Annotated in this window: 12 protein-coding genes; 4 read left to right on the top strand and 8 right to left on the bottom strand. The window is 75.2% G+C overall.

What is annotated here, in order from left to right:
• Positions 1–179 precede the first annotated feature (179 nt).
• A complete protein-coding gene (locus tag S1361_RS30860; protein ID WP_208035170.1) occupies positions 180–1,853 on the top strand; it encodes a PucR family transcriptional regulator in 1,674 nt (557 codons plus the stop codon).
• Between the two features lie 177 nt (positions 1,854–2,030).
• Positions 2,031–2,795: a hypothetical protein gene (locus S1361_RS30855; RefSeq protein ID WP_208035169.1), complete on the top strand. Its 765-nt coding sequence runs from the start codon at positions 2,031–2,033 to the stop codon at positions 2,793–2,795.
• A gap of 174 nt (positions 2,796–2,969) precedes the next feature.
• Here S1361_RS30855 and S1361_RS30850 read toward each other — a convergent pair whose 3' ends face one another.
• Entirely contained in the window at positions 2,970–3,752 is a 783-nt protein-coding gene (locus S1361_RS30850; RefSeq protein WP_208035168.1) for a GntR family transcriptional regulator, read from the bottom strand.
• A gap of 177 nt (positions 3,753–3,929) precedes the next feature.
• On the opposite strand from S1361_RS30850, the gene S1361_RS30845 reads away from it, so the two are divergent.
• Positions 3,930–4,772 (top strand): (2Fe-2S)-binding protein, encoded by an 843-nt coding sequence (locus tag S1361_RS30845; protein ID WP_208035167.1) that lies wholly within the window; start codon positions 3,930–3,932, stop codon positions 4,770–4,772.
• Between the two features lie 324 nt (positions 4,773–5,096).
• A complete protein-coding gene (locus S1361_RS30840; protein WP_208035166.1) occupies positions 5,097–6,137 on the top strand; it encodes a DUF2637 domain-containing protein in 1,041 nt (346 codons plus the stop codon).
• Positions 6,138–6,533: 396 nt separating this feature from the next.
• On the opposite strand, the gene S1361_RS30835 is transcribed toward S1361_RS30840, so the two are convergent.
• The 7 genes from S1361_RS30835 to rsgA form a co-directional block, all read right to left on the bottom strand.
• Positions 6,534–6,977, bottom strand: coding sequence for an ATP-binding protein (locus S1361_RS30835; RefSeq protein WP_208035165.1), 444 nt, complete (start codon positions 6,975–6,977; stop codon positions 6,534–6,536).
• Between the two features lie 520 nt (positions 6,978–7,497).
• On the bottom strand, positions 7,498–7,698 hold the full coding sequence (locus S1361_RS30830; protein WP_208035164.1) for a hypothetical protein: 201 nt from the start codon (positions 7,696–7,698) through the stop codon (positions 7,498–7,500).
• A gap of 433 nt (positions 7,699–8,131) precedes the next feature.
• Positions 8,132–9,634 (bottom strand): protein phosphatase 2C domain-containing protein, encoded by a 1,503-nt coding sequence (locus tag S1361_RS30825; protein ID WP_208035163.1) that lies wholly within the window; start codon positions 9,632–9,634, stop codon positions 8,132–8,134.
• 216 nt (positions 9,635–9,850) lie between these two features.
• Positions 9,851–11,113 (bottom strand): GDSL-type esterase/lipase family protein, encoded by a 1,263-nt coding sequence (locus tag S1361_RS30820; protein ID WP_208035162.1) that lies wholly within the window; start codon positions 11,111–11,113, stop codon positions 9,851–9,853.
• A gap of 150 nt (positions 11,114–11,263) precedes the next feature.
• A complete protein-coding gene (locus S1361_RS30815) occupies positions 11,264–11,773 on the bottom strand; it encodes a methylated-DNA--[protein]-cysteine S-methyltransferase (protein WP_208036841.1) in 510 nt (169 codons plus the stop codon).
• A gap of 137 nt (positions 11,774–11,910) precedes the next feature.
• Entirely contained in the window at positions 11,911–13,308 is a 1,398-nt protein-coding gene (locus S1361_RS30810; protein WP_208035161.1) for a DNA-3-methyladenine glycosylase 2 family protein, read from the bottom strand.
• 365 nt (positions 13,309–13,673) lie between these two features.
• Positions 13,674–14,768 (bottom strand): ribosome small subunit-dependent GTPase A, encoded by a 1,095-nt coding sequence (gene rsgA / locus S1361_RS30805; protein ID WP_208035160.1) that lies wholly within the window; start codon positions 14,766–14,768, stop codon positions 13,674–13,676.
• Positions 14,769–14,772: the final 4 nt, after the last annotated feature.

Raw genomic sequence — 14,772 nt, 5'->3', positions numbered from 1 at the left:
TAGATTCGTATGAACGGAGGTCATCGGTAACCTCTCCGTTTTCCTGGGGAAACGCGCACCGCGGCACGGAGACCGCGGACCGCGTCCCCGGGCGTCCGGTTCCGGGGGACGCGGGGTGGCTCCCGTCCGATCCCCCAAGATCCATCGTAGGTTTCGAGACAAAGAACGGCGGCGACGAGATGCGGCTGCGCGCACTGCTGGACACCGACGCGCTGGGCCTGCGGCTGCTCGGCGGCGAGGACGAGCTGGACCGCACGGTCCGCGGGGTCATGACCACCGACCTGCGCGACCCGAGCCGCTACCTCTCCGGCGGCGAGCTGGTACTGACCGGCCTGGCCTGGCGCCGGGACGCCGACGACTCCGAGCCGTTCGTACGGATCCTGGTGCAGGCCGGGGTGGCGGCCCTCGCGGCCGGCGAGGCCGAGCTGGGCGATGTGCCGGACGACCTGGTGCTGGCCTGCGCCAGGCACCGGCTGCCGCTGTTCGCGGTGCACGAGTCGGTGGCGTTCGCCACGATCACCGAGCATGTGGTCCGGCAGGTCTCCGGCGAGCGCGCCGGAGACCTGGCGGCCGTCGTGGACCGGCACCGCCGGATGATGACCTCGGGCCCTGCGGGCGGTGGCCCGGACGTGGTCCTGGACCTGCTCGGCTCCGACCTGGACCTGCGCGCCTGGGTGCTCTCCCCCACCGGCCGGCTGATCGCCGGTTCCAAGGTGGCGGGCCCGGCGCTGCCCGCCGAGACCTGCGCCCGGCTCGCCGCCGAGCACCTGGCGGCCACCCGCACCGGCCGCCGCGGCCCGCACCGGGTCCAGCTGAACGGCACCCGGTACTCCCTCTTCCCGATCCGCTCCTCCGGCCGCTCCCCGCAGGCCTCCCGCGACGTGCGCGAGACGGTCCTGTCGGACTGGCTGCTGGCGGTGGAGGCCGACGCGGGCGACTGGCCCGGGGAGCGCCTGGACCTGCTCCAGGGCGTCACCCAGCTGATCGCCGTCGAGCGGGACCGCCGGGACGCGGCCCGCACGGTCCGGCGCCGGCTCGCCCAGGAGGTGCTGGAGCTGGTGCAGACGGGCGCCGCGCCCGCCGAGATCGCCGCCCGGCTGCGGGTCGCGGCGCCGGTGCTGCTGCCCGGGCTCGGCGCGGCCCCGCACTGGCAGGTCGTGGTGGCCCGGGTGGAGTGGGACGGGGACGAGGTCGACGGCGGCCCGGTCGCCCAGTCCCTGCTGGAGGAGGTGCTGGTCGACCCGCTGGCGACCGGCCCGGAGCCGTCCGACCGGATCGCCGTCGCGCACACCGGCGACGAGGCCGTCGCCCTGGTCCCGCTGCCCGCGGTCGCCACCGAGCACGACGGCTCGGAGTCCGGCCTGCTCGCCGACGCCCTGCTGCAGTCGGTGCGCGAGCCGCTGTCGGCGGGCCTCGACGACGACGGCCGGCTCACCCTCGGCGTCAGCGCGGCCGTGCACTCGGCCGAGGGCCTGCGCGGCGCCCTGGAGGAGGCCCGGCACGCCCGCCGGGTCGCCGCGGCCCGCACCGGCCGGGTCTGCGCGGCCGGCCACCAGGAGCTGGCCAGCCACGTGCTGCTGCTCCCCTTCGTCCCGGACGACGTCCGCCGCGCCTTCACCGCCCGCCTGCTGGACCCGCTGAAGGACTACGACCGGCGGCACCGGGCCGAGCTGATCCCGACCCTGGAGGCGTTCCTCGACTGCGACGGCTCCTGGACCCGCTGCGCCACCCGGCTCCACCTGCACGTCAACACGCTGCGCTACCGGGTGGGGCGGATCGAGCAGTTGACGGGACGGGACCTGTCCCGCCTGGAGGACAAGCTCGACTTCTTCCTGGCCCTGCGCATGAGCTGAGGTCAGGCCAGGTAGGCGGGGGCGGGCAACGGCGAGAACCGGTCACGCCCGCACCCCACCACTTTGTGAATTCTTTCACCCACCCTCTTGGCCGGGCGCCGCGATTGGTGCTGGAATGCCGCCACCACTCAACAGCTCGATGGCGTGCTCGGGGAGGGCAACGTGGCGCATACCGCCATGTCTGGTAACGGAACCACCGGTGACGATCCGCTCCAGACCGCGGTATGGCGGTTGCGCAGCCGGGCCTGCTGGGCCGACGCGGCGGCCCTGCTGCCCGCCGACCGTCCCGCCCCGGCGCTGCAGCGGGCCGCCCTGCTGGTCGAACGGTGCCTGTACACCGAGCGGGGCTGGGAGGAGGCGGAGGACGCGCTGCGCACGGCGGAGGCGCTGGCGCACAGCGACGAGGAGCGGGGGGCCGCCGCCTGCGAACGCGGCTACCTCGCCTACGCCGCCACCCTGCTCGGCGTGCGCGACCGGGCCGACGAGGCGCGGGCCGCGCTGGGCCGGGCGGCGGCGCTGGTCCCGCCGGGGGCTCCGGGGCGGGCCCTGCTGGACTTCCGGCGCGGGCTGGTGGCCCAGAACCTGTCCGGGGTGCCCCAGGCGGCCCGCGCCGCGTTCCGCCGGGCGCACGCCGCCGCCACGGCCAACGCGGACCCGTTGCTGCTGTCGTTCACCTGGCGGCACCTGGCGGGACTCGCCTTGCAGGACGGCGAGTTGGCGGAAGCGCGGCACGGCTTCGCGGAATCCCTCCGCATCCGGGAGGAGTTGGGCTATCTGGTGGGCACGGCGCCCGCCCTGGTCTCCCTGGCCGACACGGAGGAGGAACCGGAGGCCTCCCGACTGCGCGAGGAGGCCCGTCGCCTGTTCCGGTTGCTGGGGGGTGTGCCCACGTGGCTGGCACACCAGTTGGCACCGCCTGCGCCGGGGGCGGCGACGGCGTAGGAGAGAGTGGCCGGGGTCCGTCGTCGGCTGCGGGCCCGTCGTGGCAGGTCGCGCAGTTCCCCGCGCCCCTTGCGGGGCGCGGCAGTCGCAACCCCCTGAAGGGGCGCGGGAACTGCGCGAGCGAGCACCATGGGGCCGTAGCCCGTGTGCCCGACGGCGCCACCCCGTCGGTGCTCAGCCCGCGCCCGCGAAATGCCCGCCCACGAGCCCGCGTACGCCGTCCACGTCGCCCGAAGCCAACGCGTCCAGCAGAGCGGCGTGTTGCGCCGCGTCGGCGAGCAGCTCGGCCCGTCCTCGGCGCACCGGGGGCCACTGGGACCGCCGGTGCAGGTCCTCGGCGATGCGGACCAGCTGCTCGTTGCCCGCCAGGGCGAGCAGGGCCCGGTGGAAGGCCCGGTCGGCCTCCGCGTACGTCGCCGGGCAGCCGGAGGCCGCCGCCCGTACCGTCTCCTCGGCGAGCGGCCGCAGCTCGGCCCACCGCTCGGCCGGCACCGTGCGGGCCAGCCGCAGCATCACCGGCACCTCGATGAGCGCGCGCACCTCCGCAAGCTCGGCCAGCTCCCGCGCCCCGCGCTCGACCACCCGGAAGCCGCGGTTGGGCACGACCTCGACGGCGCCCTCCAGCGCGAGCTGCTGCATGGCCTCCCGCACGGGCGTGGCCGAGACGCCGAAGCGTTCCCCGAGCACCGGCGCCGAGTAGACCTCGCCCGGCTTCAGCTCACCGGTGACCAGCGCCGTGCGCAGCGCGTCCAGGATCTGCCCGCGTACCGAGGACCTCTGCACCGCAGCCCGCGGCTCGGGCGCCGGCCGCTCACCGTGCGTGTGCTCACCCCGCGCGGCGCCCGGCACCGCGGCGTCCCGCTCCCGGCCGGGCTCGCAGTCGGCGGACGGGCGCTGCTGCGCCGGCACCCGGGCGGCGGCCGGCGCGCCCGCGGAGCCCTGCACGCCCTGCTTCACGGGTCCTCCTGGCGGCTTGTCGGCACTTGGGGTCATTAACGACGGGTTGTCGCTTGTTCGTCAAGCACCTTAGGCGCAGCGGGCGGCAGTTCAAACTCCGACAACACAGGTAAGGTAAGGCTTACCTTTTCAGTCCGGTCCGCGCTCGCGGACGTGTCCGAGGACGGTGGTTCCCCCATGCCCGCTGCGGCCTCGCCGCTCACCGCCGCGTACGACCGCCTCGCCGCGGCCTTCCCGGGGCTGACCGTGACCGAGCTGGGCCCGGCCGAGGAGGCACCGGCGGGCGCGGGCTGGGTGGCCGCCGCCGGGCTCGCGGCGGGCGGCGCGGCGCTGGGCGCCTTCCTGGCCTGGGACGCCGCCCAGGTGGTGCGGGACCACGGCCACCCGGCCCGCCCGGACGTCGTCGCGAGCTTCGGCCTGCACCGCTACGCCTGGCCCGCCTGCCTGCTGATCACCGTTCCGTGGTTCCTGCACCGCCGGGTGCCCCGGCTGCCCGTGACCCACGTCTCCTACGACCGCACCGCCGGCCGGATGGCCGTACGCCGCCCCGTCTCCGTGGCGTGCCTGCCGGGCGACCCGGCCGCCGCGGTGCCGGGCACGGTCGTCGTGGCGGACGAGGAGGCGCTGCGGGCGGAGGTGCGGGCGGCCGTGGCCGAGCACCTGGAACCGGTGCTCGCCGCCTTCGGGCCGCGGATGCGGCGGCGCGGACGCGCACTGTGGGGCATGGCGACCGACGAGGTCGTGGAGGGCCTGTGGTACGTCGCCCGGCTGTGGGGCGAGGAGGAGGCGGAGCGGGCCGTGCGCGAGCTGGGCCTGCTGCTGCCGGGGGCGACCCTGCCGTACGCCGGTTCCGCCGGGTTCCGTACGCTGACCGGGCCGGACGGCACGCCGCTGCGCAGCCGGGACCGGGCGAGCTGCTGCATGTTCTACACCGTCCGCCCGGAGGACACCTGCGCCACCTGCCCGCGCACCTGCGACCGCGATCGGATCACCAAAGCAGCGTCGCTCGCGGTTGCTTGACGGAGCTTCAGGTCGGTCGTACGGCCGTGCGTCCCCCAGGGTCACCGCCACCGGACCGGCCACCCCGGCCGACCCCCGGACCGGTTCCCCGCCAGTGATTCACACATTCCCCACCCGTCGCGGGAACTTTCCCAGGAACCACCCGTACGGGTAGTCTTATTCGAACTCAACTCCCGCCCCTCATGCGGCAGTTCGAGCAGAACGCCGTCCTGGGCATCCCCTTGCACCTTATTGGCGGCCTCTTGCCCCGAAACCCCCTGAGGGCCATCGGGAGTGGGCCACTATGGCGGGCGTTACGCCCTATCCCAATGCAAGGGACCCCTGATGAGACTGACCGACATATCGCTGAACTGGCTGCTTCCGGGCGCCGTACTGCTCCTGGGCATGCTGGCGGCGGTAGCGGTGCTCGCGCGCGGCAAGCGCTCCTCCGGGGAGAACGCGAGCGCGGACGACTCCTGGGAGCGCAGCGAGGAGCGTCGCAGACGCAAGGAGGCCATCTACGGCACGGCCTCCTACGTGCTCCTGTTCTGCTGTGCGGCGGTGGCGGCAGCCCTGTCCTTCCACGGCCTGGTCGGCTTCGGCGAACAGAACCTCGGGCTGACCGACGGCTGGCAGTACCTGGTGCCGTTCGGCCTGGACGGCGCGGCGATGTTCTGCTCCGTCCTCGCGGTGCGCGAGGCGAGCCACGGTGACGCGGCCCTCGGTTCCCGGATACTCGTCTGGCTGTTCGCGGCGGCCGCGGCCTGGTTCAACTGGGTGCACGCACCACGCGGCGCGGGGCACGCCGGTGCACCGCAGTTCTTCTCCGGCATGTCGCTGTCGGCCGCCGTGCTGTTCGACCGCGCGCTGAAGCAGACCCGCCGGGCCGCGCTGCGCGAGCAGGGCCTGGTGCCGCGTCCGCTGCCGCAGATCCGGATAGTGCGCTGGGTGCGGGCTCCCCGCGAGACCTACCGGGCCTGGTCGCTGATGCTCCTGGAGGGAGTGCGCAGCCTCGACGAGGCCGTCGAGGAGGTCCGCGAGGACCATCGGCAGAAGGAGCAGGCCCGACAGCGGCGGCGGGACCAGCAGCGCGTGGAGCGCGCCCGGCTGAAGGCGATCAGCCGGGGCCACCGCGGCTTCGTCGGCCGCAGTGCCGGCCGGGAGGTCGAGGTCCAGGTGGAGCGGGGGCCGGCGCCTGCGACCGCGGAGCCTGCCATACCGACCGCGGAGCAACTGCCCGTACCCTCTCGGCCCTCCCTTCAGCCGGTACCCACCGGGGCTGATCCGGTGACCGTCGACCTCACCGCCGAGGACGACACCATGGCCCTGCCGCGCCTGGACTCCCTGGAGCGCAAGCTCAAGGACCTGGAGCAGCAGTTCGGCTGACCACCGGCCCCGCGGGGCGACCGCGGGCACGGGGCGGGGGCGCGACCACACCGGTCACGCCCCCGCCCCGTGCCCGTACCCGCCCCTCATTCCACCGGAATCCCCGCACCGACCGCCCCGCCTGGGTTCCGCGCCACCGGCCCGCTCCCTGCCGCGTCGGGGGTCCGCGCCACCCGCCCCGGTCCCCGGTCGCGCCACTCACCCCGCCCGGGTCCGCGTCACTCTCCGCGTCGGCGGTTCGTACCACTGGACCAGCGCCCTGCCGCATCGGGGTCCGTGCCGCTCACCCCGATTCACGCACGGCCCGCACGGCCCGCCCGTCCGGCAAGGGCCCGCGCGGGGTGCCCCGTTGCCTTCCCGGTCGCCTCGCTCGCTCCGCGGTTGCTCCGGTGCCTGTCAGGCCGCCTCGGCGTCGAGTTCGAACCAGACCGACTTGCCCACCTCGTGCGGTCGTACGCCCCAGTCGTCGGCGAGGGACTGCACCAGCAGCAGGCCGCGGCCGTGGGTGTCGTCGTCCGTGGCGGAGGCGCTCGGTTCGGGTCTGCGGGCCACGAAGTCCCGTACCTCGACGCGCAGTCCGCCGTCCTCCACGACGGCCGTGAGGACGGCGTCGTCGTCGGTGTGGACGAGCGCGTTGGTGACCAGTTCGCTGGTGAGCAGTTCGGCGATCTCCGAGCGGCCCGGTTTGCCCCAGTGCCGCAGTAGTTCGCGCAGCTCCCGGCGGGCCTCGGGCACCGCCCTGAGGTCCGCCCGGCCCAGCTTGCGCCGCAGTCGCCGCGCGTGCTCCGTGATGGTGTCGGTCTCTTCCCCCGTTGTCGCCGAGAAGGCCCCTACCGTCATGGGACCGCCCCCTCGTGCCTGCCTCTTCATGACCCCCGCCCGCACGCCGCCGGTCCCTGCCCTTCCTGGTCGAACACGTTCACGGGGGGATGCTTGCCCAGCACGCTCCGCGCCAGTCCTGGGGCGTGCCCGATGACCGGCGGTTCGGCCACATCCGCACCCCGCCCCGGCCGGGCACGTGGCCGCACCTCGACCCTGCCCCGGGCTTCCCGGACGCCGCTGGAGGCCACGGACGCCCCTCGACACCGGTTCGGCCGCCTCCGGTACCGGCTGCCGTCACGTCGTCACGTCGCGTGAAACTGGCTTGAAACCACTCCCTACGGCCGTGGCACGTCGCGCCGGTTGGACCGGACCATCCGGCCCACCCCGCCGTCCAGCACGATCTTTGATACGGACAGCGGGATCGGTGACGACGTCCACCGGGGCCGGCCCCTTGTGCCGGAAGGCGTCCTTGAGCGCCCCGCCGAGCTGCTACGCGGGAGCGCCCCGCGGCGCGTGGCTGCGGGGCGCCTTGTGAGGTTCAGTCGACCTTCTCCCCGTCGTGCGTACCGCCCTTGCAGACGTTGTCCGTCAGATCGGCCGTTCCGCCGCCCTGCTGGCACTCGGAAGGGGTGACGACGGATGGGGCACCCTGTGCCGTGGCGGTGGCGGCGCCTGTGAGGCCGAGTCCGGCGAGGGCTGCCGTGGCGATGAGGGCGGCGAGGATTCGTCGAATGCGCATGTGGTTCGCCTTTCACGGATTGCCTCGGTTGGGGCACTAGCCAGCTTGATCTTCACCCATGTGGGTGGCACGTTGGCTTACTCCATTCGGGTGACAGGACGCTGTCGGGAGCGGGGCTGCTGACCCGACCCGCCCCAGGTCAGGTGACATACGCACCTTGAAGTACATGCCGGTGGGCTTCATGTGATGGTCCAGAGGGTGCCCGTGCGTCTGCTGACGTTCTTGACCGCCCTCGGGTCCTCGGGGGCCGCCGCATGGTGGGCGTCGCACTGAATCGTTTCGCGACGTCAGCCGTGGATGAGGGTGCTTTGCGCCCTGGTGGCGCTTTGGACGGTCGACATCGGCAAGGGCCGTCTGCACTGGGGCACCTCAGGGGCTACTGTCCCCGACGCACTCTGTTTGCCCATGCCTCACGGAGTCACAGGGGCCGCCGTCACGCCTCCCACACGGCGGCCGCCGTACGGTCGTCGGCGTAGCCCTTCACCCGCACCTGGGCGTCGGCCAGGAACGCGGCGAGGCCCGGCGGGGTACGGCCGGACCAGCGACGGGCGAGGTAGGCGCAGAGGGCGGGCTCGCCGCGCAGCGGGTCGGCCAGGCCCGCCGAGCACATCACCAGCGCGTCACCCGGGCGGGCTACCGAGGCCCGGAACCGGAAGGGTTCGCGGGGCGGCTGCGGGGCCGGCTCCGCGGCGGGCTCGAACGGGCTCGGCGGGGCAGGGATGCCGAGGTCCATCGTCAGCCGGTCGCCCTCGGGGGTGCGCTCCGGCGGGGAGCCGGCGACGGGGGCGCCGGTGCCACCGTCGGTCGCCGTCCGTGGCTCGATGTCCTGCCAGGCGCCGTCCCGCAGCCGGAACAGGCCGCCGTCGCCGACCCCGAAGAACACGCGGGTACGGCAGTCCGGGTCGGCCGGCAGCAGCAGACAGCGCAGGCTCGCCGTGTGCTCCTCGGGGTCCAGGCCCTGTTCGGCGGCGCTCACCCGGAGCCTGCCGAACGCGCGGTCCGTGAGCCGGTGCAGACCGGACTTCAGATCGTCGCGCCGGGCCGCCCGGAGGTCCGCCACCAGTCGCTGGTGGCTGTGGCCCACGGCCCGTCCGATCCACCGGCACGCCTCGGCCGCCGCCACGTGCGCACCCGGGACGCCCCGCACGCCGGTCGCCACGGCGACGAGCACCAGCGCCTGTCCGCCCGCCCCGAACCGCGCGGTGAGCAGCGAGTCCCGGCGCGGTTCGCCCCGGTACCGGGCCGAGTCCCCGCGCAGCGACACGGCCCGCAGCGTGCACGCCCCGTACCGCGCACCGTCCAGCACGGTGTCCGCTACCAGCTCCCCGAGCCCGTCCGGCTCGGCCAGGGGCAGCGCGGTGGGCTCGGGATCGTAGGTGGGCGGTCCGGAGCCGACGTAGTCGAGGGAGGGAGCGGGGGGCGCGGGGGCGCCGGGGACGCGGGGGTCGCCGGGTTGGGCGCTCTCGGTAGGCAGGAGGGGCTCGGTGGGGGCCGGCGCGACTGCGCGGGCCGGCTCAGGCGCAGGATCCGGCGCGGTCCGCTGCGGCGGCACGGCCGCCGTCGCGGGGGCCGGTCGCGAGGGCGAGGGCTCCGGGAGCGCGGGTTCCGGGGGTGACGGCTCGGGCGGGAGCGGCTGGGGCGGGAGCGGCTGGGGCGGGGCCGGTTCCGCCGAGGTCGGTCCTGTCGGCGCCGGTTGCGCCGGTGCCGGTTCCGCCGGGCCCGCTCCCGCCTGTGCCGGTTCCGCATCTGTCCCTTCCGCCGGCGCCGGGTCCCGGGTGTTCGCGGGGCGCCCCGTCACCGCGTTCCGCGCCGAGGCGAAGCGGTCGTCCAGGGAATCGGGCGCTGCCGTGGGACCCGTGTCCTGGGTGGAGTCGTCGTACAACTGCCCCCACCAGTCGTCCTCGTGACGGGCGGGACTTCCCCCCTGCTGGTTCATGCCCGTCATTGTCCACCGCACGGGCCGTATGAAAACGGGGCATCCGGAAAATCCGGCGCATCGGCCGCGTCGACCGGCGCGTCGAGTGAGGGAGTGAACGGCCGTACGAGTGACGGCTGGTGGCCGTGCACCCCTCAGTGTCGCCACGCTGGCGGAGCCGCCACCGGTACGGCGACGATCTGCGGCGGCATTGCGCCGTAGCGGCCGCGGAGCTGTTCACCCGGCCGCCGATGGCAGGCGCGGTGCGGTCGGGCCGGCCGGCACGGTGACGTCGGGGTGCCCCGGCGGGGCGGGGCGCAGCAGGTGACGCAGGGCGTGGTGGACCGCGTCGGCCACGGCCGCCATGCCGGCGTCGTCGAAGTGCAGGTGGTCGCCGGGGTCGTAGGCGAGCAGGATGCGCTCGGGGTCGGCCGGGTCCCGGACCGCGGCGTCGGCGTCGGCGACCGCGTCGAAGACGCCACCGGTGCGGATGAAGGCGTTCACCCCCTGCCGTACCGCCTCGCCCGCGGCGGTCCACGCGGGGTAGCCCCGGTACGGGGTGAGGGTGACGCCGACGACCCGGATGCCGCGGGCGTGGGCGCGGACCACCAGGGCGCGGTAGGCGTCGGCGAAGGCGGCGGGGTCGCTCGCCGGCGGGGTGCCCTTGATGTCGTTGATGCCCTCGAAGACGACCAGCACCCGCGCCCCGGCCCGGTCCAGGGCGTCGGCGTCCAGGCGGGCCAGGGCGCTCGGACCGGTGCCGTCGCGCAGCAGCCGGTTGCCGGCGAGGCCCGCGTTCAGCACGCCGAGCCGGTGTTCGGACAGCCTTCGGGCGAGCCGGTCGGGCCAGCGGCGGTTGGTGTCGGGGGTGGAGCCGTTGCCGTCGGTGAGCGAGTCCCCGAACGCGACGACGCTGCCGGCGGCGATCCCGCGCACGTCGACCCCGGTGACGTAGTACCAGCGGCTGGTGGTCGCCGGGTACGCGCCGCCGTCCTCGTCGGCGGCCCGGCCGGCGCCGGCCCGGGCCAGATAGCTGGTCTGCAGGGCGGTGCGGTGGTAGGTCGCGGGTCCGGAGTCGTCCGGCGTGTACACGGTGACGAGCAGGTCCGCTCGGGCCGGTACGGACAGCGGCACCGGATCGGTGACCGTGTCCGCGCCCGGCGGGACGGTCACCTCCGGGGCGCCGTGGAAGGTGGCGGTGTGCAGTGTGCCCGGTACGGCGTCGGGGCCGGCCGCCCGCAACGCGACGGTGACCGCGCCGAGGCGCAGCGGCCTGGTGCCGAGCCGGTTGCTGAGCCGGACACGGACGGCGGCACCGCCGACGCTGAGGTGGACGACGTTGCGGACGGCGGCGCCGGGCAGCGCGGCCGCGGTTCCGGAGGGGGCGCTCTCCCAGCTGCCGGTCCAGGGCAGCGGTGCCGGCTCTGCGGCGGTCGGTGCCGTCAGGCCCGGCAGCAGCGCCGGGAGGAGGACCGCGAGGACCCGAACGATCCTGCCCATGTCTGCCCGCCCTTCCCCGGGGCCCGTCGGGGGCCGCCCCCTTGGCCCGTCGGAGCCGACGGTGCCACACCGCCGGGCCGCGACACCGGAACGCCGAGGGCCATCCACCCGCTCGGCGCAACGCGGGGCGCTGCGGGGTGGGGTGGCGCGTCAGGGGAGCGCGCCCTCCAGGGTGAGCAGCCGGACCTTGCGCTCAAGTCCCCCCGCGTACCCGGTCATCGACCCGTTCGCGCCGATCACCCGGTGGCAAGGCCGCAGAATCAGCAGCGGGTTGGCGCCGATGGCCCCGCCGACGGCGCGAACGGCCGCGCGCGGCGCCCCGATCCGGGCCGCGATCTCCCCGTAGGTGACGGTGGCGCCGTACGGCACCTCGTCCAGCGCGGCCCACACGCGCTGCCGGAACGCGGTCCCGGTCGCCCGCAGCGGCAGCCGGAACTCCTTCAGGTCGCCGGCGAAGTAGGCGGCGAGCTGCTCGGCGGCGGCACGGAACGGCCCCGGGTCGTACCGCCAGTCCTCCTGGACGATCCGCCCGCCCTTCTGCCCGGGCACGGACAGCGAGGTGAGCGCACCGTCCGCGTCCGCGGTGAGCAGCAGCCGCCCGACGGGGGCGTCCAGATGGGTGCAGTAGACAGGGGCAGGGGCCGGCTGCTGGGGGGTCATCGTGGTCATCGGACCGGTCTTCCTGGGCGCGGTGGTCGACGGATGGGGGGTCTGCGGTTCGGCGGGCGCCGGTTGCCTGGGCGAAGAGGCGGGCCTCGGCTGCACGGGCATCGGTTCCGTGGTGATCGCCTCGGTCGTCATGGGACCGGCTCGCCCGCGACGCACAGATGCCGGACGGCGTACGACCGCCAGGGCCGCCAGCCGTCGGGAAGGTCGGCGCCGGGCGGGGCGACGTCGGGATCGCCGAGGGCGCGGACGCGTACGGTGGCGACGGTCGCCGGGTCCATCCCGGGCAGCGCGAGCAGCGCCTCCTCGGCATCGTGCCGGTCGGCACCCGGGTCCAGCCGTACGGTGCCCTCGGCGAGGGCGGCGGCGAGCGCGCCCAGCGGGCCGGCGGGTTCGGCCTCGGCGAGGACGGCGGGCTCCGGGAAGAGGTGGGTGAGGCCGCCTTGGGGCGCATCGAGCGCCTTGCCGTACCGGCGCACCAGTTCCTCGGCGCCTGGCGTGCCGGTCAGGGCGCGTACGGCGGCCTCCAGCGGGTCCACGGCACCGGGCGAGCGCAGCCCGGGCCGGGCGGCGACCAGCGGGGCGAGCCGGGGATCCGCGCCGAGCCGCTCGTCGACGGCGTACGGGTCGGCGTCCAGGTCGAACAGCCGGCGCAGCCGCTGCACGGCGGTGGTGAGGTCCCGGGGGTCGGTGAGCTGCAGCCGGGCGTCGAGCCAGCCGCCCGGACGGGTGCCGGTGCCGGTCCGCGGGGCGCGGGCGCGTTCGTGGACGGCGGCGAGGGCCGTGCCGTAGGGCAGCCGCAGGGTGCGCCGGTAGGTGCGGGCGCCAGGGGCGCCGGTCACCTCTTCGACGCCGGGTACGGCCTCCCGCGCGAGCTGGTCGAAGACGGCGGCGGCCTGGTAGGGGCCGCGGTGGGCGAGCCGGAGCGGGATACCCGTGCCGGCGGCGGCCAGGCGGGCGGCCCGGCCCCCGGGGGCGGTGGCCCGGACCTCGGTGGGTGTCGCGGCGTACACCTCACGGATCGTGTCGTTGAACTGCCGCACGCTGGAGAACCCGGAGGCGAACGCGATCTCGGTGACCGGCAGGTCGGTGGTCTGCAGCAGCACACGGGCGGTGTGCGCCCGCTGGGCCCGGGCGAGCGCCACCGGACCGGCGCCCAGCTCGGCGGTGAGCTGCCGCTGCACCTGCCGGGCGCTGTAGCCGAGCCGCGCGGCGAGCCCGGCGACGCCGTCGCGGTCCACGACGCCGTCGGCGATCAGCCGCATGGCCCGGCCGACGACGTCCGCGCGCACGTTCCACTCCGCCGACCCCGGCACGGCGTCCGGCCGGCACCGCCGACAGGCCCGGAACCCGGAGCCCTGCGCGGCGGCGGCCGTCGCGAAGAACCGCACGTTGCAGCGTTTCGGCGTGACGGCCGGGCAGCTGGGCCGGCAGTAGATCCCGGTGGTCTCGACGGCGAAGAAGAACACCCCGTCGAACCGCCCGTCCCGGCTCCGCACCGCCTCGTACCTGCTGTCTTCGTCCTTCACGCGTTCCAGTGTGGGACGGGCTCACGGGGCTGGGCCAGCGGAAATCGGACGTGGAGGTGACGGGCGACGGCAGGAGAACCCAGTCCGTCCGGCAGGCGCGGACGAGGACCGGAGGGCCGAAGCGGAACCGGCAGGCCGAAGCAGGACCGCAGGGCCGAAGCAAGCCCGGAAGGCCGAAGCAAGCCCGGGCGGCCGAAGCCGGTCGGCGGGCCGGACGGCTCCCTCGCCGCCCTGGCCCGGGCACCCCGGCCCCGCGCGAGCAAGCCCGGACCGCGCAGGAAGCCCGGACCGCCGAAGCGAACCCGGACCGCCGAAGCGGGCCCCGAGGGTGGTCGGCCCCGGGTGCCCGCCCCGGCACTGGGCCGCTATGCCCAGCGACCCCGCTTCGCCTCCATCGCCGCCCTCCCCAGCGCCCCCTTCCGCTTCCAGTCCCGCTTGAGCTCCGCACGGACCCGCGCGTCGGTCTTGGCCACGATCCACTGGTTCTCCCGCACCAGCTTCCGGTAGCTCTCCAGCCGCCGCTGCGGAAGTTCCCCGCTCTCCACGGCGGACCGCACCGCACACCCAGGCTCCGTCTCGTGCGCGCAGTCGTGGAACCGGCACCCCTGCGCCAGTTCCTCGATCTCGGAGAACACCTGCCCCACGCCGGTCTCCGCGTCGAAGAGACCGACACCGCGCAGGCCTGGGGTGTCGATGAGCACCCCGCCGGAGGGCAGCGCGAGCAGGTTGCGGGTGGTCGTGGTGTGCCGCCCCTTGCCGTCGACGTCCCGGGCCGCCTGCACGTCCATGACGTCGGCACCTACGAGCGCGTTGGCGAGGGTGGACTTGCCCGCGCCGGACTGGCCGAGCAGCACGCTCGTACCGGAGCCGACGAGGGCGACGAGCACGTCGAGCCCGTCGCCGTGCAGGGCGCTGACGGTGAGGACGGGCACGCCGGGCGCGCTGGTCTCCACGTCCTGCACGAGGTGGGCCAGGGTGACCGGGTCCGGCACGAGGTCGGCCTTGGTGAGGACGACGACGGGCTGGGCGCCGGACTCCCAGGCGAGGGCGAGGAAGCGTTCGACGCGGCCGAGGTCGAGTTCCACGGCGAGGGACACGGCGACGACGGCGTGGTCGATGTTGGCGGCGAGGATCTGCCCCTCGGACCGCTGGGAGGAGGTGGAGCGGACGAACGCGGTGCGGCGCGGCAGGTACGCGCGCACGTACCGCGGGTCGCCGCCGGGGTCGACGGCGACCCAGTCCCCCGTGCACACGACCTTCATCGGATCGCGGGGCACGACGAACTCGGTGTCGGCGCGGACGACTCCGTCCGCGGTGACGACGTCGCACTGGCCGCGGTCGACCCGGACGACCCGGCCGGGCAGCAGTCCGTCGGCGGCGTACGGGGCGAACGCGTCGGCCCAGGCCTCGTCCCAGCCGTAGGGAGCCAGTGCGGAGAACACAGCAGAGGTGGAAGTCAAGGGA

It is taken from the genome of Streptomyces cyanogenus, from assembly GCF_017526105.1.
In the GTDB taxonomy this organism is placed as follows: Bacteria; Actinomycetota; Actinomycetes; order Streptomycetales; family Streptomycetaceae; genus Streptomyces; species Streptomyces cyanogenus.
The sequence above is the reverse complement of the archived record's forward strand: the minus strand, read 5'-3'. Positions and strand labels throughout refer to the sequence as shown.